This window comes from Massilia sp. IC2-477 (assembly GCF_020707265.1).
GTDB lineage: Bacteria > Pseudomonadota > Gammaproteobacteria > Burkholderiales > Burkholderiaceae_D > Telluria.
On sequence record NZ_JAJFEQ010000010.1, the window covers coordinates 64,977 to 82,373 of the forward strand.

Sequence of the window (17,397 nt, forward strand, 5' to 3'; positions counted from 1 at the left end):
CGCGTGGTTCAGCCTGCGAAGGCTGTCGGGTTGATCAAGAGTTGATTCGCGTCGCGCCCGGCGGGGCCGCTGGCGAGGAAAGTGGTCCAGCCCAGGCGCCGGGAGCCCAGCGCGAGGCGCGGCACCTGTTGCTGCTTGAGGATCAGGCGCACATCCCAGTCCAGCACCAGGCCGGCGTAGTTGCGCACCCAGGCCAGCAGGCGGTCCATGCTGTCGCCACCGGGCAGCATGCGCCCGTAGTCCTCGTAGTCGAGCGGGCCGATCACGAGGCGGAACTTGTGCTGGCAATCCCACACCGTGCGTCCCAGGACGGCGGAAGTGCCGAGCCGGTTGCCGCGCTCCTGCATGCCGATCCGGGTCTGGCCGTCCAGCGGGATCTTCATCCAGTGGCCGACGAACTGCTCGAGCGCGACCGGCAGCTTGAAGTAGGCGCGCAGGATACTCACCAGGCCCGCTGCCGGGCGGCGCTGGTTGGCCATCAGGCCGGCGAAATGCAGCTTGGCGAAGTCGCCGATCTCGTCGCGCCCGCGCAGCGCCGGACTGCCGATGCCGAACAGGCTGCCGACGTAGTCGCCGAAGCGATCCGCTTCCTGGCGGTCGAGGCTGATGGCCGGCTCGGCGCTGGCGCGCGCGCGGTAGTGCAGCGAGACGATGCGGTGGTGGAAGACGTCGAGAAATGCGGCCAGTGTGCCGTCGCCCTGGTTGCGGGCGCGCTCGCGCGCATACTCGGTCAGGTGCAGCGGCATGGGGCCGTTCGGCCCCAGCAGGCCGATGAAGTTCACCGCCAGCCGTGCACGCGCCTCGCTGCTTCCCGGCGTGAAGCCGCGCACCGCGGTCGGTTCGAAAGCCAGCGAGGGCTCCTGGCCGAAGCGCACCGCATCGTCGCGCGCACGCAGCGAGGCGCCGATGCGCGGCTTGCCGGGGTGGGCATTCTCGAGCAGGCGCAGGATCTGGAAGAAATCCATGCGCTCGGCCTTCTCGACCAGCTCGCGCTCGAGTGCTAGAGGATCGCGCATGCCCCTCCCCTCGCCGGCCAGCGCATGATCTCGCCGCGGCCGACGGTGCGGATCACGGTCTCGGTGAATGCGTTGATCGACACGTATTGCGCGAAGAAGTGGCTCAACACGCCTCCCAGCACGAAGGCGCCGGCGCCCTCGAACGCGGCATCGTCCATGGTGACGGTGATTTCCAGCCCGCGTCCGAAGGTGATCGGGCCTGGCGTGGGCATGCGCCGCGTGACCGCTTTCGCCGCGATCGAGCGCACACCCTCGACCTGGCGCTGGCTGCTCGCATCGAGCGGGTGGCAATACAGCGCCAGCAGTTCGCGCAGCGCATGCGCACCCTCGTCCGGATCGTTATCGACCAGCGACAGGTAGTTCAGCGAGAGCTGGTTGATCAGGCGCCAGGCCATTGGCCCTTCGGCAAACGAAGGCAGCGGCTGGCTGGGGCCGCCCAGCACCCGGATCGACTGCAGCGGGCCGCCGGCATCGAGGATGAAATCAGTCTTGCCGACACCGAGCGGCATCGACAGCGGCAGGTCGCGGTTGGTGCACCAGACATGCAATCCAAGCTGGCGCAGGCTGTGCCGGTACGGCGCCTCGCTCGCATCGACGATGGCGATGAAGGTCTCGCTGCCGAGGTAGGACGAGCGCGGGCCGCGCGCGCGCTGGCGCTGCGACACCACGCGCGGTTCGCGCCGCAGCTGGAAGAACGCCTGTTCCGGCATCGACGACTGCAGGTCGCGCGCGCTGTACAGCGGGTGGAAGCTTTGCTCGGCATCGGCGCCGCTGCCGTAGCCGGTCACGCTCTCGACCCCGTGCACCTCGAAGTCCATTGGGCGGGTGCGGTCGACCAGCACGTGGTACTCGTACTGCTCGCCCGACAGGTTGATGCGGTCGGCGCGGCGCTGGAACAGGTTCACAACCGGGGTGCAGTTCAGCGCGAAGTGGCTGGCGTCCAGGGTCTGCTCGAGGCGCGCGTCGCCGCGGTTGAGCAGGACGATGATTTCCAGCTCGCGCTCGGCGCAGGCGCGCACTGCGGGGCCCAAGCCGCTCACCTCGACGAACATGAAGCGCTGGGCAAACGCGAAATACTCCTGCAGCAGGCGATAGCCCTGGAAGCTGCGCTGGCCACTCGGCAGCAGCGCATCGTCTTCATGGAAGCCGCGCGGCTGCAGCGCCGTCTTCGGCAGCAGGCGGTGCCAGCCGGGATGCGCGTCCCCTGCCGGGCGTGGCAGCACCAGCACGCCCTCGACGCTGCCGAGCAGCTTCTCCAGGATGCGTCCCGGCAGGTCGTCGGCGCCACGCAGGTGCAGGTTCAGGCGGTCCAGCCCCAGGGTATGGAAAGGCGCGCCGTTGGTGGTGCGCAGGCGCAGGCGCAGGCCGGCCTTGACGCCGGGCGGCAGGCTGGCTTCGACGCCGGCGATGCTGCCGCCATGGGTGAAGAAGCGGGCTTCCACCAGTTCCACCGGCCACAGCGTCACGTCGTGGGCGCTGCGGTATTCGCAGGCGGTGACGTCGTCCTTGCCCAGTACGCTGCGCAGGCTGCTCCCGCGCGGGATTTCGTAGCCGGCATTCAGGGCCGGGTTGCCGAGGTCGGGCTGCAGCTGCACGATCGCCATCGAGGGCGTCGGCGCCAGCAGGTGCGGGTAGACGATCTCGGACAGGTGCTGGGTAAAGCGCGGGAACTCGGCGTCGATCTTCATCTGCACCCGCGCGGTGAGGAAGGCAAAGCCTTCCAGCAGGCGCTCGACGTAGGGGTCGGCGCAGTCGAAGCCTTCCAGCCCGAGGCGGCCCGCGATCTTCGGGTACTGGGCGGCGAACTCGCCCCCGACCTCGCGCAGGTGCTGCAGTTCCTGGCTGTAGTAGCGCAGCAGGCGCGGATTGGTCATGGCCGCCTGCCTGCCGATTCGGACAGGCTGATATGGGCCTGGTCCAGGTCGAGTTCGGTCTTGATGTAGAGCCGTTCCGGATAGGGCTGGGCCCACATGTCGGCTTCGATCTCGAAGGTGATCTTGGTAATGCTGTCGGACTTGGCGGCCTTGACCTGCACCGAGGAGCGGATCAGGCGCGGCTCGAAGTCCCAGATCGCCTGGCGGATCGCCCGTTCCAGGTCGGTCGTGTTCATGCCGGCAAGCGAAGCGCCGGAGATGTCGGGCATCCCGTAGTTGACGACGGAATTGGCCAGGTGCGGCAGGCGCTGCGTTTGCAGATGCGCGTTCACCGAGAACAGGTTGGTGGTGTTGAGCAGCCACGCCAGGTCGCGCAGCACGCCTTCGCGCAGGCTGCGCATCGACATGATGCGGCGCTCGCGCGCTTCGACCTGCTGTTCCGGCTCCTCGTCGGTCAGCCGGTCCAGCAGCGAAGGCTGCAGGCGTTCGCGCGGCGCCAGTTCAGCCATGGGATTCCACTGGGTCGAACTCCAGCTTGCGCACGTCCATCAGGGCGTAGTCGGCACTGTCGCTGGCAAACATCCGCTGGCCCAGGCCGCGCCCATCCTGCCATTCGGTCCGGCGCGCCAGCTTGACCGCGTCGCTTTCTAGGTCGGTGCTGCCCTCGTAGCGGGTCGGGATCAGGCCGACGGCCTGGGCCTCGTTGGTCCAGGTGAAGGTGGCGGCGGTCCAGACGGTATCGCGCAGGTCGCTCGGCGGGTCGATTTCGATGCGGGCGATGCGGCTGAACGGAATCCAGAAATAGCGGCCGTTGACCACGGCTTCCAGCACCGGGCCCAGGCGCCCGTCGGCATCCATCAGCCATGCGAAGCGTTCGCCGTCGATGCTGCCGCTGGACGCCGGCGCCTGTTCGAAGGCCTGCTCCCGCAGTGCACTGGCATGCACCGGGTCGGTGGCGTCGAGCCGCAGCGCTTCGACCAGGGGGGCGAGCCAGTCCTGTGGTTCGCCGAAGATCAGCGGTGCGCGGCGGCCGGCAAAAATCTCGGTACGCAGCGCTTCGCACTGGATCGCCTCGCGGTAGGTCTGCACCATCGGCAAGGCTTCGGCATCGAGTTCGCCCACCACGTTCAGCTGGGTCAGGGCGCGGCTCCACTGCCCCATGACGGACAGCAGCTGGAACAGGAAGATGCGATGCTTCGCGTTCGACGGTTCGCTGCGGACCTGGGCCTGCAGTGCGGCGAGCGCCTCGGCCGGTTTGCCTTCCTTGATCAACGCTTGCGCTTGCATGGCATATCCCTGAGCTGGAAAAAGACGACAACGGCGGCCCGTACGGGCCGCCGGACCTGCGTGCCTTAGGCGACGTCCTGGGCCGTGCCGGCGACGTTGCCGGCGATGTCCCAGGCGAATGGCTTGACCGCCTCCAGGCCACCTTCCGACTTCTGCGGCTTGTAGCCGAAGGTGACCTTGGCGAAGTTCAGGGTGACGTTCTCGGTCAGGCGGTCTTCGCCGCCGCTGCCGCCGGTCGAGAGCGAGGTCACCATGACTTCTTCCATGATGATGTGCATGTAGTCCTGCTGCCCTTCCCCGGACTTGCGCACCAGCAGCTGCACCTTCGGAAGGTGGGTGCCTTTCGCCAGGGCGGTCATGATCGCGTTGCTCGACGCGTCGACGTACTTGGTGAAGCTCACGTCCTGGAAGTTGGCCTTGCCGGCGCCGCCGCCGCCGCCCATGTGGGTGGTGCCGGACTGCGACATGCCCCAGCTCCAGGCCAGGACGTCGATGTCGCCCTTTGCGCCGCGCACGGAGTCGGCCGATTCGCCCTTGATGGTTTCGCCCATGTTGATGAACATATCTAATGCCATTGCATCTCTCCCTAGTTTGCCGGACGTACCGGCGATGTGAGTGAACGGGCAAGCTGGCTTGCCCGCGCGTTGCTACATGAATTGGTAAATCAGCCTTTGGCCGATGGCAGCTTCGACACCAGGCGCAGGGACACCGTCAGGCCTTCCAGCTGGTAGTGCGGACGCAGGAAGAACTTGGAGCTGTAGTAGCCCGGGTTGCCCTCGACTTCCTCGACCACCACTTCGGCGGCGGCCAGCGGCTTGCGCGCCTTGGTGCTTTCGCTCGAGTTGGTCGGGTCGCCGTCGACGTACTTGATGATCCAGGACTGCAGCCAGCGCTGCATGTCGGCGCGCTCCTTGAAGGAGCCGACCTTGTCGCGCACGATGCACTTCAGGTAGTGGGCAAAGCGGCAGGTGGCGAACAGGTAAGGCAGGCGCGCGGCCAGGTTGGCGTTGGCGGTGGCGTCCGGATCGTCGTACTCGGCCGGCTTGTGCATCGACTGGGCGCCGATGAAGGCGGCGAAGTCGGTGTTCTTCTTGTGCACCAGCGGCATGAAGCCGTTGGCCGCCAGTTCCGCTTCGCGCCGGTCGGAGATCGCGATCTCGGTCGGGCACTGCATGGCCACGCCGCCGTCGTCGGTCGGGAAAGCATGCACCGGCAGGCCTTCGACCGCGCCGCCCGATTCGACGCCGCGGATGCGCGAGCACCAGCCGTATTCCTTGAACGAGCGGTTGATGTTGACGGCCATCGCGTAGGCCGCGTTGGCCCAGGCGTAGTTCTTCGAGCCGGGCGCGCTGGTGTCTTCCTCGAAGTCGAAGGCCTCCACCGGGTCGGTCTTGGCGCCGTAAGGCTGGCGCGCCAGGAAGCGCGGCATGGCCAGGCCGACGTAGCGCGAATCCTCGGACTCGCGGAACGAGCGCCAGGCGGCGTGCTCGGGGGTCTGGAAGATCTTGGTCAGGTCGCGCGGGTTGGCCAGCTCGTTCCACGATTCCATCAGCATCACCGACGGGGCGGCGCCGCTAATCAGGGGCGCGTGGGCGGCGGCCGAGATCTTGGCCATCGAGGTCAGGAGCTCGACGTCCGGAGCGCTGTTGTCGAAGTAGTAGTCGGCCACGATCGAGCCGAAGGGCTCGCCGCCGAACTGGCCGTACTCTTCCTCGTACATCTTCTTGAACAGCGGGCTCTGGTCCCAGGCCGTGCCCTTGAACTTCTTGAGCGACTTGGCCAGGTCGTTCTTCGAGATGTTCATCACGCGGATCTTGAGCATCTCGTCGGTTTCGGTGTTGTTCACCAGGTAGTGCAGGCCACGCCACGCGCCTTCCAGCTTCTGGAACTCGTCGGCGTGCATGATCAGGTTGATCTGCTCCGTGAGCTTCCTGTCGAGCGCGGCGATCAGGCTCTGGATGGTAGCCAGCACATCGCCAGAGATCAGGTTGGATCCGCTGAGCGCCTGCTCGGCCAAGGTGCGCACCGCGACTTCGACCGATTCCTTGGCCTTGTCCGATTGCGGCTTGAATTCCTTCTGCAGCAGTGCCCCGAAGTCGCTCATCTCGAGCGTGCCGGACTCCTGCTGTACTTCTGCGAGTGCTTCAGACATCGTCTTCTCCTTTACTGGGCGGCTGCGTCGGCAGATTCGTCGGCGGGCTTGGGCGCCGAGGTCAGCGCCTGCATCAGGGCGGGTTCGGCCAGCAGCTTGCCGATCAGTTCTTCGGCGCCGGTCTTGCCGTCCATGTAGGTCATCAGGTTGGCCAGCTGGCCGCGCGCTTCCAGGAGCTTGCGCAGCGGCTCGACCTTGCGGGCGATCGCGGCCGGGGTGAAGTCGTCCATGCTCTCGAAAGTCAGGTCGACCGCCAGGTTGCCCTCGCCGGTCAGGGTGTTCGGCACCTGCACCGCGACGCGCGGCTTCATGGCCTTGAGGCGCTCGTCGAAGTTGTCGACGTCGATGTCGAGGAACTTGCGGTCGGCGACCGGCGCCAGCGGCTCGGCCGGCTGGCCCGACAGGTCGGACAGCACGCCCATCACGAACGGCAGCTGGACCTTCTTCTCGGCGCCATAGACCTCGACGTCGTATTCGATCTGCACACGCGGCGCACGGTTGCGCGCGATGAACTTCTGGCTACTCTCTTTGCCCACGGTTGACTCCTTCAGGATTGGACTACACGCTTGTTACCTGGACGATCCAGGCAGTGCCGGCATCGCCGCTCAGGCGGCTTCCGGACCGCGCAGGATCTTCAGCTGGTTGACGCTCTCGGGCGCCAGTTCTTCCATGATTTCGAAGAAATTCTTGGGTGCCAGCCGCTTGGCGCGCTCGATCAGCATCGGCACGGGACTGGAGGGTTCGTTGCGCTGGTAGTAGGCCAGGATCTTGTCGAGCATGCGCACCACGTCGGCCCGGCTGTTGATCTCGCCGCTGATGGGGGCAGATGCGGAGGAAGGCGCAGCGGCGGGGGCACCGGCCTGCTCCTCGGAAGCGGGGGTGTCGGCCATGGGGTCAAGCTCCTCCGTCTGCGGCAGGTGGGGAGCCAGCACGTCGCGCATGCGGCGCAGCTGGCGCTTCAGGATGCCCATGTCGATCGCATTGGCGGCGCCGACCTGGCGCACCAGCGCGGCCTCCAAGCGTTCCACGCTGTCGTGGGCGCGGGCGACGGCGCCCGCGGCTTCCAGCATGGCTTCAGGGCGCACGTCGCGCAGCGCGGCATCGATCGAGGCCTGGGCGATCGCGGACTGGCCGGCAGGGGGCGGCGTCTCGCCGGACGACACCTCGAGCACGCGCACCGACAGCGGTCCGAGGTTGGGCAGCTGGATGAAGGCGGTGTCCTTCAGGTCGCGGATGATGGACGCGGCGTCCAGCAGCGTGGCAATAGAGTTGAGGCGCAGGGTCGGGTCGTTGTCGTCGTCCGGGTCGAGCTGCGGGTGGACGCTGTCCCAGCGCTCGTCGACCAGGCGCTCGAGCAGCTGGACGCCGTCGGCGAAGCCGGGGATCGCGTGCAGGGCCAGCAGGCTGCGCAGCAGGAGCATGGCGACGCGCAGGTCGCGCGAACGGCCGAGCAGCTCGAAGGCCTGCTTCTTGACCACCTTCCATTCGGGCGGCACGGCCGGGACCAGGGTGGCGCCGTACTGGACTTCGGGCTTGCCCTGGGCGTTCTGCTCGAGCTCGAGGAAGAGCGGGTCGTACTCCAGGTTCGGCCCGCAAGGCATGCCTGTCTCCACTTCCTGGAGCAGGACATCGACGTCGACAATACTCATGATTGCGCGTAGTTCGGTTTTGGATCACGAGGGCGTCATATCGAAGTCTCCTCCGCAACGCCATCGTGTTTGTATTTATATTTAATTAAGTGTTACTCACAAACTTAGTGAGTATCACTCTTGTTTTTCCGCACTATACGCCAAGTAACGAGCTCAAGGTTAGTGAAAAAAGATAATTTTTTTTTATCTAAATCAAAGCCAAAGCATTGACTTTTTTACTCCAAATGTTTACTTGAAGTCGATAATGTTCTAAAACTTATAATAATAAGTTATGCATGGATGGCGACTATCGGGGGTAGCGCCGGAGTGCCGGCGCTACCCATTGCGGGTAACGCGCCTACCGTTCGTAGCGCCGCTGCACCGCGTCGTAGTGCTGCTGCAGGGTCCAGAAGGCCTGCTTTTTCTTGCCGTCGTCCGAGACCAACATTGTAGGTAGGCGGGTTCCCCGCCCTCGCGGTGATCGTTGTGATACGAACAACTGCGCGGGCTGCCGTACTGTGATCTGACCGCGTGGGCGTTAGCTCTTAAACGACCAGCATTAGGATGGGTCTTACTTTTCGTAGCGGCGTTGTACCGCGTCGTAGTGCTGTTTCAGGGTCCAGAAGGCCTGCTTTTTCTTGCCGTCGTCCGAGATCAGGCCCTTGCGGTTCCAGAAGTCCTGGAAATAGGGATGCTGGCGCCGCGGCGAGCGGAAGTCGGCCAGCACCCAGGGCGTCATGCCGCGCAGGCCGGGAATCCCGGACAGCATCTTGAACTGGTTCTGGTACAGGCGGTCCTGGTATTCCTCGCTCCAGCGCGTGTCGGCGTCGGCGTGGTAGCCGCCGAGGGCGTCGGCGCCGAACTCGGTGACGACGACGGGCTTGTCGAGCCGGATGTCGAAGCGGAAGTCGAGCATCTCGGCATTGCTGGCCCAGTACCAGCCGGCGTACTCGTTGAAGCTGGCCAGGTCGATCAGTTCGGCCAGCGGATCCTCGATCGTGATGTCCCTGCCCTTGCGGTGGATCTCGAGCGCGGCCGCCACCAGGCGGGTGTCGTCGAGCGAGCGCGCAGTGCGCACCAGGCTGCCCATGAAGGCGTTGCGCGGCGCGCTGATCGGGGTCTCGTTCCCGACCGACCACACGATGACGCTGGCGCGGTTCTTGTCACGCACGATCATGTCGCCGAGCTGGGTGGCGGCGTTGTCGAGCGTCGCCGGATTGGTCCACGAGATGGTCCAGTAGACCGGCACTTCGGCCCATACCATCAGGCCCATTTCGTCGGCCAGGCGGGTCATCTCTTCGCTGTGCGGATAGTGGGCAAGGCGCACGAAATTGCAGTTCAGTTCCTTGGCCCATTGCAGCAGCATGCGCATGTCGCCCTGGCCGCGCAGGCGGCCCGGGATCAGGGGATTTTCTTCATGCAGCGAGATCCCGCGCAGGAACACGGACTTGCCGTTCAGGAGGATGTCCTGGCCGCGCGTCTCGATGGTGCGAAAGCCGATGCGATCCACCACCCGGTCATCGCCTGCGCTTAGTTCGACCGCGTACAGCTTCGGTTGCTGCGGCGACCAGTAGTCGAGCTTCCCAACCGGCAGGTCGATCGCGGCGCGTCCGTTGGCGTCCAGCTGCACGCTGGCCTTGAACCCGGCTTCCGGAATCGCCAGCTGCACCTGCCCCGCCTTCTTCGCCCCGGCCACCTGCACGAAGCCCTGCAGGCGGCGCGCATTGCCCTTGGCCAGCTGCAGCTTGTAGTCGGCGATGTAGGTGGACGGCAGTTCGGCCAGCAGCACGTCGCGCGTGATGCCGCCGTAGTTCCACCAGTCGGTGTTCACGGTCGGGATCTCGTCCTGGCGGCGCGTGTTGTCGGCCTTGACCACGACCACGTTGCGGCCCTTGGCCAGGCGGCCGGTGACGTCGAACTGGAAGGGCGTGAAGCCGCCCTTGTGCATGCCGAGCTTCTTGCCGTTGAGGTAGACGTGGGCTTCGTAGTTTACCGCGCCGAAGTACAGCACGTAGTGCTTGCCGGGTTTCGGATCGGCCTCGAAGACCTGGCGCAGCCACACCGTGCCTTCGTACAGCTGCAGCTTCTCGGCCTGCGAGTTCCAGTCGCCCGGGACCTTCATGGTCGGGGCGCGGTCGAAGTCGTACTCGACCCAGTCGCCCTTGTCCTTCGGCTTGCGGTCGTCGTAGAAGCCGCCCTTGCCGCTCTTCGACGCGTCGAAGGCCTGGCGCCGGTAATCGTAGTAGCCGTTCTCGTAGGGGTCGATGATGTAGCTCCAGCGGCCGTTCAGGCTCAGGTGGCTGCGGCCGTGGATGTTCTGCAGCGGCGCCATGAGGGCACTGTCGCGGGCGCTAGCGGCAGGCTGGCCGGCGAGCTGTACGTCGACTGCCTGGGGTTCATCGGCGGCGGCATGCCCCGTCCACTGCAGGGCGCAGGCAAGCAGCACTGCAAACAATTGTCTCATCCTCTTCTCCTTTGTTTTGGCAACGTTTCCATCATGGTCTGGAAGATGGTATCGGCAATGGATGAGCAGGTAAAGCGCAGCCTGCGTCGTGCGTGCCTCAGGCCTTCAGCGCCTGCGCCAGTTGTGCGACGCCGGCGCGGATCTGCTGCGGCGTGAAGGCGGAAAAGCCGAGCAGCATCCCGGGCGGGACAGCGCATGCAGGCCCTGCCTGCGGATGGGCGAAGTAGGACAGCGGGCGCACTTCCACGCCCGCCGCGGCGGCGCGGGCGACGGCCTGCGCTTCGTCGCCGTGCCCCGTGAAATGCAGGCAGAGGTCGAGGCCCGCATCGCTTGGCCCGCAGGCCAGCATGCCGCCCAGGTGCTGGTCGAGCGCTTCCAGCATCGCCGCGCGCCGTTCGGCATAGGCCTCGCGGGTGCGCCGGATGTGGCGGGCAAAATGGCCCTGCCGGATGAAGTCCGCCAGCACCGCCTGCGGCACGATCGGGCTGTGGCGGTCGACCACGGCCTTGGCCTGGGCCAGTGCCCCGGCCAGCGCGGGCGGCGCCACCACATAGCCCAGGCGCAGGCCGGGGAACAGCACTTTCGAGAAGGTGCCGATGTAGATCACGCAGCCGGCCCGGTCCAGGCTTTGCAGGGAAGCCAGCGGCGGGCCGGTGTAGCGGTATTCGCTGTCGTAGTCGTCCTCGACGATCCAGGCACGCTTCGCCTGCGCCCAGCGCAGCAGCTCGAGGCGCCGCGCCAGGCTCATGGTCACGCCCAGCGGCAGCTGGTGCGAAGGCGTGGCGAACACCATTGCGGCGTCCGGATAGCGCGCTGCGGCATGGGCGACGTCCATGCCTTCTTCATCGACCGGCACCAGGCACATGCGCGCGCCCGCGACCTCGAAGGGCGCGGCGGCGCCCTGGTAGCCAGGAGACTCGAGCCACACGCCGTCGCCCGGCGCCAGCAGCAGCTGCGCCAGCAAGTACAGGGCCTGCTGCGAGCCGGTGGTCATGATCACCTGTTCGGGCGTGCAGCGCACCCCGCGCGAGGCGTTCAGGTAAGCGCACAGCAGCTCGCGCAGCGGCGCGTGACCAGCCGCGGCGCCATAACCGAGCGGCAGCGCGCGCCGGCGCCAGTGGTGGGCTTCCAGCTTGCGCCAGGTCTCGAAGGGGAACAGGTCCAGGCCCGGCATGCTGGGCCGGAAGGTGCGCAGCTCCCCCTGGTGATGGCGCACGCGCGCCATGCTGGTGGCGAGCGCCGCGCCGCGCGCCGGGAGCGGGCGCAGCAGGTCGGGCGCGGCGCCTGCCGCCGTGTGTTCCTGCCGCGCCGCCGGCAGCGCCGCATCGACAAAGGTCCCCTGCCCCACCCCGCCGCGCAGGTAGCCCTCGGCGGTGAGCTGTTCGTAGGCCGCGAGCACGGTCTGGCGCGAGACCTGCAGCTGCTGCGCCAGCTCGCGCGTTGGCGGCAGGCGCGCGCCCGGCGCCAGGCGGCCGTGCAGGATGGCGTCCTTCAGCCGCGCGTAGAGCTGGCGGAACAGGGGGATGGCGGCCGTGCGCTCGAGCGGCGCCGCGGCGATGAGTTCGTGGATCAGCATGATTGGTACGCTCATCTTCGCCCGGATTGGCACTTTGAGCAAGCCAAGTCGCCCGCTAGGATGGTGACTCTACTAGCTCGGAGGGAAAATGAAGGAGTTCGAAGCACAGGTGGCCTGGCAGCGCGCCGGCCAGGCCTTCGTCGATGGGCGCTACAGCCGCGCCCACGACTGGGGGTTCGATGGCGGGCTCACGCTGCGGGCTTCGTCCTCGCCGCTGTCGGTGCCGCTGCCGATGTCCGATCCGGCGGCGCTCGATCCGGAAGAAGCGCTGGTGGCCGCAGCGGCCAGCTGCCACATGCTGTTCTTCCTGTCGCTGGCGCAGCAGGGGGGCTTCACGGTGGACAGCTACCTCGACCGCGCGGTCGGTTTCCTCGGCGCCGACGAGGACGGGCGCGTGGCGATGACGCGCATCGAGCTCAGGCCCGCCATCGTCTTCGCGGGAGAGCGCCAGCCAGGCGCGGCCGACCTGGACGCGCTGCACCACGCCGCCCACGAACGCTGCTACATCGCGAATTCGCTCAAGACCGCGGTGATCGTCGTGGAGACGCGCTGATGTACCTGCCGACCCGCCACCGCCAGCACGACCCGCAGGCCATGCAGGACCTGATCCGCGCGCATGCGCTGGGCATGCTCGTCACGCACGATGGCGCCCTGCCTGACGCCGATCACCTGCCCTTCGAATACGTCCCCCCAGGGCCCGATGGCGCGGGCCTGCTGCGTGCCCACGTGGCGCGCGCCAATCCGGTCTGGCGCCGCGCCGGCCAGCAGGTGCTGGCGGTGTTCCGCGGCCCGGCGGCCTACGTGCCGCCCGACCAGCAGGAAAAACTGGAGACGGGCGGACGCGTGGTGCCGACCTGGGACTACCACGTGGTGCATGTGCACGGCCGCCTGCGCGCGATCGAGGATCCGGCCTGGCTGCTCGACTTCCTGCACGCGCAGACGCGGCACCACGAAGCGCCACAGCCGCAGCCCTGGTCGGTGGCGGATGCGCCGCCCGCCTATATCGACGGCATGCTCAGGGCGATCGTCGGCATCGAGATCGCCATCGAGCGCATCGAGGGGAAATGGAAAGGCGCCCCGCCGGCCTGAACCGGTCGGGGCGCCTTCAGGACGCTGCGTGACGGGCGCCGTTCGGGCGCGTTGTGAGACGTGCCCTCACTTCTTCATCGGCGTCGGCTCCTTGCCGGTCGCGGTGCTGGTGTCGTTGCCCGGCGTGCCGGCCGTGCCGGTGGCGTTGCGCGCCGTGCGGGCGATCAGTTCGTCCGCCGCCAGCAGGTGCTGCTCGACGACCGGGCGCATCTTCATGGCCAGGGCCTTGATGTCCGGGTCCTTGATCTTGTCCATGCCGTCGCGCAGCTTTTCGTGGGTGGTGCGGTGGTCGCGCCGGCCCGACTGCTTCATGTAGGTGCGATCGAAGATGTCGCCACTCAGGGCTTCGAGCATCGTCCCCTTGGCTTTGTGCTTGACGGTGAGCTCTTTCGGCAGCTCGACGCCCTTGGCCTGGGCCAGCGCCTGCACCTCGGCCAGGGCCTTGGTATGTTCGTCGACCATGCGCTGGGCGTAGGCCTTGATTTCCGGATTGGCTGCCTTGCTCAGGGCCAGCTTGCCGGTGGCGATTTCGGCCATGTTGGCCTGGGCCATGTCTGTCAGCGCCGTGCGGTCGGCGCGGTCGAGCTTGGCGGGTGCCTTGGCTGCCGCGGGCGCCGTGCCCTGCGCGGCGGTCTGGGCGGTCTGTGCCTGTACTGCGCCGGCCGTGAACAGCAGGCCGGCGATGGACAGCGCAAGCGCGGAATGGATGCGCGGTCGTTTATGCATGATTGCTCCTTGATGCCTTGACGTACTCGCCGGCAGCCACGGCCGCCGGCGAGTTCTGCCGGGCTGGCTTGCGCCAGCCACGTTTCAAACGATTACTTGCCCGAGGTCGTGCCCGACTTGGCCGACGACATCTGCTGGGCTGCCTTCAGGTGCTGCTCGACGGTCGGCATCAGCTTGGCGGCCAGGGCCTTGACGTCCGGATCCTTGGCGCTCTTCGAGCCTTTCTCCAGCTTGCTGTGGGTCTGCTTGTGGTCGGTCACGCCCACGGTCTTCATGTACTCGCGGTCGAAGGCCTCGCCACTCAGCTTTTCCAGCTTGGCCGAGATGGCCTTGTGCTTGGGATCGAGTTCGGTCGGCAGGGTAACGCCCTTCTGCTGGGCCAGGGCCTGCACTTCGGTCAGGGCCTTGCCGTGGTCGTCGATCATCTGCTGGGCGAAGGTCTTCACGTCGGCGTTCTGGCTCTTGCTCAGGGCCAGCTTGCCGGTCTCGACTTCGGCCATGTTGGCCAGCGCCATGTCGGTGATGGTCTTCTTGTCGGCCGCGCTCAGCTTGGCCGCGCCCGAACCGGTGGCGCCGGCGGCGCCGGATGCGCCGACCTGGCCGCTGCGGTCTTCCATGCCCTGGCTGCTGGTGTTGTTGACCGTGCCGTCGGCGGCGGTCTTGCCGGTCATGTTCTGCTTGCCGGTGGCGCTCTGGTTGCTCATCGACTGGGCAGTCTGGCCGCTGGTCTGGGCTTGCACGCCGAAGGCGCTGAACATGGCGGCAACGGCAGTCACAGCGAGCAATTTCTTGACGACTTGATTCTTCTGCATGATGTTCTCCTGTTTTTTTCGGTGGGTTGGGCTGCCGCCCATGGCGGCGTCTCCCTCTGACATCACACGATGTCGAGCGCTTTCGAGTGTAGCGCTGCGTATTGCAGAACAGCGCACGTTAGCCGTATCGCAATACCTGTCCAGCAAGTGTCCCGAAACAAAGAAAAAAGCCAGTCCGGAGACTGGCTTGCAGGAAATAGAAACGCGCTCAGCGGAAGCGCAGCGTCGCGCTCAAGTCGCCCGGCGGACGCGCGCCGCGCGCGGCGAAGGCGGCGTTGCGCGCCGCCAGGCCTTCCAGCAGCGGCAGGCCGTGCAGGCGCGTGATGAAGCGCAGGATCGAGGTGGTGTCGTAGAAGTTGTGGTCGACCGCGCCGCGCCTGGCGTGCGGCGACACCACGATGGCCGGCACGCGCGAGCCCGGTCCCCAGCGGTCGCCCTCGGGCGGCGCCACATGGTCCCACCAGCCGCCGTTTTCGTCGAAGGTGATGACCACCACCATGTCTTTCCACTGCGGCGATTTCTTCAGATGCTCGATCACGTTGGCCACGTGGGCGTCGCCCGACTCGATGTCCGAGTAGCCGGCGTGCAGGTTGAGGTTGCCCTGCGGCTTGTAGAAGGCGACCGCCGGCAGCTTGCCGGCCACCGCGTCGGCGATGAAGCGGTTAGAGATCGGGCTGTCGCCCAGGCCGCCGTCACGCAGGTGCTCGGCGCGCGCCTTCGTGCCCGGGGCGAACTGCCTGAAGTAGTTGAAGGGCTGGTGGTGATACTGGAAGTTGGGACGCTGCCCCTGGCCGCGGCCGTCGAGTGCGGCCTGCCAACCGCCGCCGTACCAGGCCCAGCCCACACCGGCTTCGCTCAGCAGGTCGCCGATCGTCTTGTAGCTCTGCGGCGGCAGGGTCGAGGGATCCTGCGGATCGGCCAGCATCGGGTCGCCGCCCGGCGCCGGTTTGACCCAGGTTGGCTGGTAGGGAGGCGCCATGGTGTTGACCGCGTAGCCGTCCGGGGTGATGGCGCCGTGATGCACGAACTTCGGCTTGCCCTCGAGTGCCGACCTGGGCGAATCGGGCGCCAGCGCCAGGCGCGAGCCGGTCGGGCCGTCGGCGGTAACGGCGATCTTCGACTTCGCCGGGGTCGAGGCGGCGTGGAAGTATTCCGGCGTGCGGCCACTGATCAGGAACTGGTGGTTCAGGTAGGAGCCGCCGAAGGCCGCCATGAAGAAGTTGTCACACAGCGTGAACTCACGCGCGATCTGCCACAGGCCGAGGTTCTTGCTGGTCTCGCCGTACTGCCCCATCACCAGTGCGCCGGAATCGCCCCAGGCCACGAAGCCGTCGTTGCGCCCGCCGTTGATCTGCATCTGGTTGTGATAGAACTGGTGGGTCAGGTCGCGCGTAATGATCCCTTCCGGCAGCGGCTTGCCCTCGAGATCGACCAGTTTCCAGGGCGCGTTCGGCAGGCCCTGGATGTCGTCTTCCTTGACGAGATAGTCCTTGCCGCCGAGGTTCTGGCGGCCCGGCACCATGCCGCCCCAGATCTTCGGCAGGGTCGGCAGGACCGAGCCGTCGCGGTCCTTTTGCCGCCAGGCTTCCGGCGCCAGGCCGGACAGGGGCGAAGCCAGGCCCGGGAAGTCGGCGAACAGATTGTTGAAGCTGCGGTTCTCGAGGTAAATCACGACCACGTTCTTGACGCGCTCGCGCAGCTTGGCGTCGAGCGAGCTGGCGGCGCGCGGCGCGGCCCGTTTCGCCGGCGCTGCCTCGGCCAGGCCGGGTACGGCCAGCGTCAGGCCGGCGGCCGCCGCCTGCATCAGGCGCCGGCGTGCCGGATCGTCGGGGTGGGAATCGTGGTCATGCACTGCCTGCTCCGGGTTGCGGGAAAGCAGGCATTATCCGCGCTTTTATTACCAGCTGGAATATTGACGGCGATATGGCCGGCAGCGCAGGGGCGCATGCTTTGTCAAACGCCGGTCATATTCGGCGGGCAGAATGCATGTGTCCTTGGGAAGGGATACCGGCGGCGCAAGCCGCCCTACCGGGGCCGGCGGTAGGAAAACATACCGGCACCAATTCAGGGCAGCGCTTACAGCAGCGGGATCAGGATGTCGTAGGCGTTGTCGGGGCGGTTGCCATCGTCCATCGCCGGTGTGTAGCGCCGGTCGTAGCGCTCGATGCGCCAGCCCTCTTCATCGGGCACCATGCCCAGCTGCTCGATGGTGGCATAGCCGGTCAGGTAGGTGGCCTGGGTGCGCGTGACCGGCCCGCGATGGGTCACCATCGCATAGCGGCGCTCGGGGATGTGCAGCCCGATCATGCCCGGCGGCAGATTATTCAGGTCGGCGACTTCGACGCCGACGCATTCGAGGCGCACGCCATCCTTGTTCTGCAGCCGGACGGCGTAACGCGGGCCCTTGATGTCGCCCAGTTCGCTTTCGCGCTCCAGCAGGCTGCTCCAGATGTCCGGCAGATCCGCTTCCAGAACCGACAGCGGCCCTGCGAGCGGCAGCCCGGCGAGCTTCATTTCAGGTAAGTTGACGGTAGAGATGTGCATGGTTTTGGCTACGCAAGTGGACGAAGAAAATTATAGCCTTAACTCCTCGACAATATTGTCACGGAACCAATCGTGCGCACCTATTTTTCACTATCTGGCAGGACAAATGTGCAACAGCGCACACACTCGTATTGACGACTTCCGAACAGGCAATTTTCGCGTCTTATACAAACGACCATTCCGCCATCGCGGCAGTCCAATCCCGGTTTTTTGCAGTTCGTCGCAAACG

16 protein-coding genes are annotated in these 17,397 nt (G+C 66.5%); 2 read left to right on the forward strand and 14 right to left on the reverse strand.

Features of this window, described 5'->3' with window-relative positions; translation table 11 throughout:
• Window positions 1–8: 8 nt before the first annotated feature.
• The 10 genes from tssG to LK542_RS19335 all read right to left on the reverse strand — a co-directional run bounded on the left by tssG (window position 9) and on the right by LK542_RS19335 (window position 12,012).
• Entirely contained in the window at window positions 9–1,016 is a 1,008-nt protein-coding gene (gene tssG / locus LK542_RS19290; RefSeq protein WP_227813203.1) for a type VI secretion system baseplate subunit TssG, read from the reverse strand.
• Window positions 1,001–2,890 carry a type VI secretion system baseplate subunit TssF gene (gene tssF / locus LK542_RS19295; RefSeq protein ID WP_227813204.1) on the reverse strand — a complete coding sequence of 630 codons (1,890 nt, stop codon included), beginning with the start codon at window positions 2,888–2,890 and terminating at the stop codon, window positions 1,001–1,003. Before tssF ends, tssG begins: the two co-directional genes overlap by 16 nt.
• Window positions 2,887–3,399 carry a type VI secretion system baseplate subunit TssE gene (gene tssE / locus LK542_RS19300; RefSeq protein ID WP_227813205.1) on the reverse strand — a complete coding sequence of 171 codons (513 nt, stop codon included), beginning with the start codon at window positions 3,397–3,399 and terminating at the stop codon, window positions 2,887–2,889. The genes tssF and tssE overlap by 4 nt, the downstream gene beginning before the upstream one ends.
• Entirely contained in the window at window positions 3,392–4,177 is a 786-nt protein-coding gene (locus tag LK542_RS19305) for a type VI secretion system accessory protein TagJ (RefSeq protein WP_227813206.1), read from the reverse strand. Before LK542_RS19305 ends, tssE begins: the two co-directional genes overlap by 8 nt.
• Window positions 4,178–4,242: 65 nt before the next feature.
• Window positions 4,243–4,752, reverse strand: coding sequence for a type VI secretion system tube protein Hcp (locus LK542_RS19310; RefSeq protein WP_227813207.1), 510 nt, complete (start codon window positions 4,750–4,752; stop codon window positions 4,243–4,245).
• 89 nt (window positions 4,753–4,841) lie between these two features.
• The gene (gene tssC / locus LK542_RS19315; protein WP_227802783.1) at window positions 4,842–6,329 is read right to left on the reverse strand and encodes a type VI secretion system contractile sheath large subunit; all 1,488 of its coding nucleotides are present in this window, start codon (window positions 6,327–6,329) and stop codon (window positions 4,842–4,844) included.
• An 11-nt stretch (window positions 6,330–6,340) separates the two neighbouring features.
• A complete protein-coding gene (gene tssB, locus LK542_RS19320; RefSeq protein WP_227802782.1) occupies window positions 6,341–6,865 on the reverse strand; it encodes a type VI secretion system contractile sheath small subunit in 525 nt (174 codons plus the stop codon).
• A gap of 69 nt (window positions 6,866–6,934) precedes the next feature.
• Window positions 6,935–7,978, reverse strand: a complete 1,044-nt coding sequence (tssA, locus tag LK542_RS19325) for a type VI secretion system protein TssA (protein WP_227813208.1) — start codon at window positions 7,976–7,978, stop codon at window positions 6,935–6,937.
• Between the two features lie 550 nt (window positions 7,979–8,528).
• On the reverse strand, window positions 8,529–10,421 hold the full coding sequence (locus LK542_RS19330) for a glycoside hydrolase family 2 protein (protein ID WP_227813209.1): 1,893 nt from the start codon (window positions 10,419–10,421) through the stop codon (window positions 8,529–8,531).
• Between the two features lie 97 nt (window positions 10,422–10,518).
• Window positions 10,519–12,012, reverse strand: coding sequence for a PLP-dependent aminotransferase family protein (locus tag LK542_RS19335; RefSeq protein ID WP_227813210.1), 1,494 nt, complete (start codon window positions 12,010–12,012; stop codon window positions 10,519–10,521).
• Between the two features lie 73 nt (window positions 12,013–12,085).
• On the opposite strand from LK542_RS19335, the gene LK542_RS19340 reads away from it, so the two are divergent.
• Together LK542_RS19340 and LK542_RS19345 are read left to right on the forward strand one after the other, a co-directional pair.
• Complete coding sequence (locus tag LK542_RS19340) at window positions 12,086–12,550, forward strand: OsmC family protein (protein ID WP_227813211.1); 465 nt, start codon at window positions 12,086–12,088, stop codon at window positions 12,548–12,550.
• Window positions 12,550–13,086, forward strand: coding sequence for an FMN-binding negative transcriptional regulator (locus LK542_RS19345; protein WP_227813212.1), 537 nt, complete (start codon window positions 12,550–12,552; stop codon window positions 13,084–13,086). The genes LK542_RS19340 and LK542_RS19345 overlap by 1 nt, the downstream gene beginning before the upstream one ends.
• Window positions 13,087–13,152: 66 nt before the next feature.
• On the opposite strand, the gene LK542_RS19350 is transcribed toward LK542_RS19345, so the two are convergent.
• The 4 genes from LK542_RS19350 to LK542_RS19365 form a co-directional block, all read right to left on the reverse strand.
• Window positions 13,153–13,812, reverse strand: coding sequence for a DUF4142 domain-containing protein (locus LK542_RS19350; RefSeq protein ID WP_227813213.1), 660 nt, complete (start codon window positions 13,810–13,812; stop codon window positions 13,153–13,155).
• A 92-nt stretch (window positions 13,813–13,904) separates the two neighbouring features.
• Window positions 13,905–14,624, reverse strand: a complete 720-nt coding sequence (locus LK542_RS19355) for a DUF4142 domain-containing protein (RefSeq protein ID WP_227802775.1) — start codon at window positions 14,622–14,624, stop codon at window positions 13,905–13,907.
• A 208-nt stretch (window positions 14,625–14,832) separates the two neighbouring features.
• Window positions 14,833–16,428, reverse strand: a complete 1,596-nt coding sequence (locus tag LK542_RS19360) for an acid phosphatase (protein WP_227813300.1) — start codon at window positions 16,426–16,428, stop codon at window positions 14,833–14,835.
• Between the two features lie 272 nt (window positions 16,429–16,700).
• Window positions 16,701–17,168, reverse strand: coding sequence for a GyrI-like domain-containing protein (locus tag LK542_RS19365; RefSeq protein WP_227813214.1), 468 nt, complete (start codon window positions 17,166–17,168; stop codon window positions 16,701–16,703).
• Window positions 17,169–17,397: the final 229 nt, after the last annotated feature.

What these genes read in the sequence shown, in the direction of transcription:
- tssG (WP_227813203.1), bottom strand. Translation starts at nt 1,016, where the DNA reads ATGCGCGATCCTCTAGCACTCGAGCGCGAGCTGGTCGAGAAGGCCGAG.
- tssF (WP_227813204.1), bottom strand. Translation starts at nt 2,890, where the DNA reads ATGACCAATCCGCGCCTGCTGCGCTACTACAGCCAGGAACTGCAGCAC.
- tssE (WP_227813205.1), bottom strand. Translation starts at nt 3,399, where the DNA reads ATGGCTGAACTGGCGCCGCGCGAACGCCTGCAGCCTTCGCTGCTGGAC.
- LK542_RS19305 (WP_227813206.1), bottom strand. Translation starts at nt 4,177, where the DNA reads ATGCAAGCGCAAGCGTTGATCAAGGAAGGCAAACCGGCCGAGGCGCTC.
- LK542_RS19310 (WP_227813207.1), bottom strand. Translation starts at nt 4,752, where the DNA reads ATGGCATTAGATATGTTCATCAACATGGGCGAAACCATCAAGGGCGAA.
- tssC (WP_227802783.1), bottom strand. Translation starts at nt 6,329, where the DNA reads ATGTCTGAAGCACTCGCAGAAGTACAGCAGGAGTCCGGCACGCTCGAG.
- tssA (WP_227813208.1), bottom strand. Translation starts at nt 7,978, where the DNA reads ATGAGTATTGTCGACGTCGATGTCCTGCTCCAGGAAGTGGAGACAGGC.
- LK542_RS19330 (WP_227813209.1), bottom strand. Translation starts at nt 10,421, where the DNA reads ATGAGACAATTGTTTGCAGTGCTGCTTGCCTGCGCCCTGCAGTGGACG.
- LK542_RS19335 (WP_227813210.1), bottom strand. Translation starts at nt 12,012, where the DNA reads ATGAGCGTACCAATCATGCTGATCCACGAACTCATCGCCGCGGCGCCG.
- LK542_RS19340 (WP_227813211.1), top strand. Translation starts at nt 12,086, where the DNA reads ATGAAGGAGTTCGAAGCACAGGTGGCCTGGCAGCGCGCCGGCCAGGCC.
- LK542_RS19345 (WP_227813212.1), top strand. Translation starts at nt 12,550, where the DNA reads ATGTACCTGCCGACCCGCCACCGCCAGCACGACCCGCAGGCCATGCAG.
- LK542_RS19350 (WP_227813213.1), bottom strand. Translation starts at nt 13,812, where the DNA reads ATGCATAAACGACCGCGCATCCATTCCGCGCTTGCGCTGTCCATCGCC.
- LK542_RS19355 (WP_227802775.1), bottom strand. Translation starts at nt 14,624, where the DNA reads ATGCAGAAGAATCAAGTCGTCAAGAAATTGCTCGCTGTGACTGCCGTT.
- LK542_RS19360 (WP_227813300.1), bottom strand. Translation starts at nt 16,428, where the DNA reads ATGCAGGCGGCGGCCGCCGGCCTGACGCTGGCCGTACCCGGCCTGGCC.
- LK542_RS19365 (WP_227813214.1), bottom strand. Translation starts at nt 17,168, where the DNA reads ATGCACATCTCTACCGTCAACTTACCTGAAATGAAGCTCGCCGGGCTG.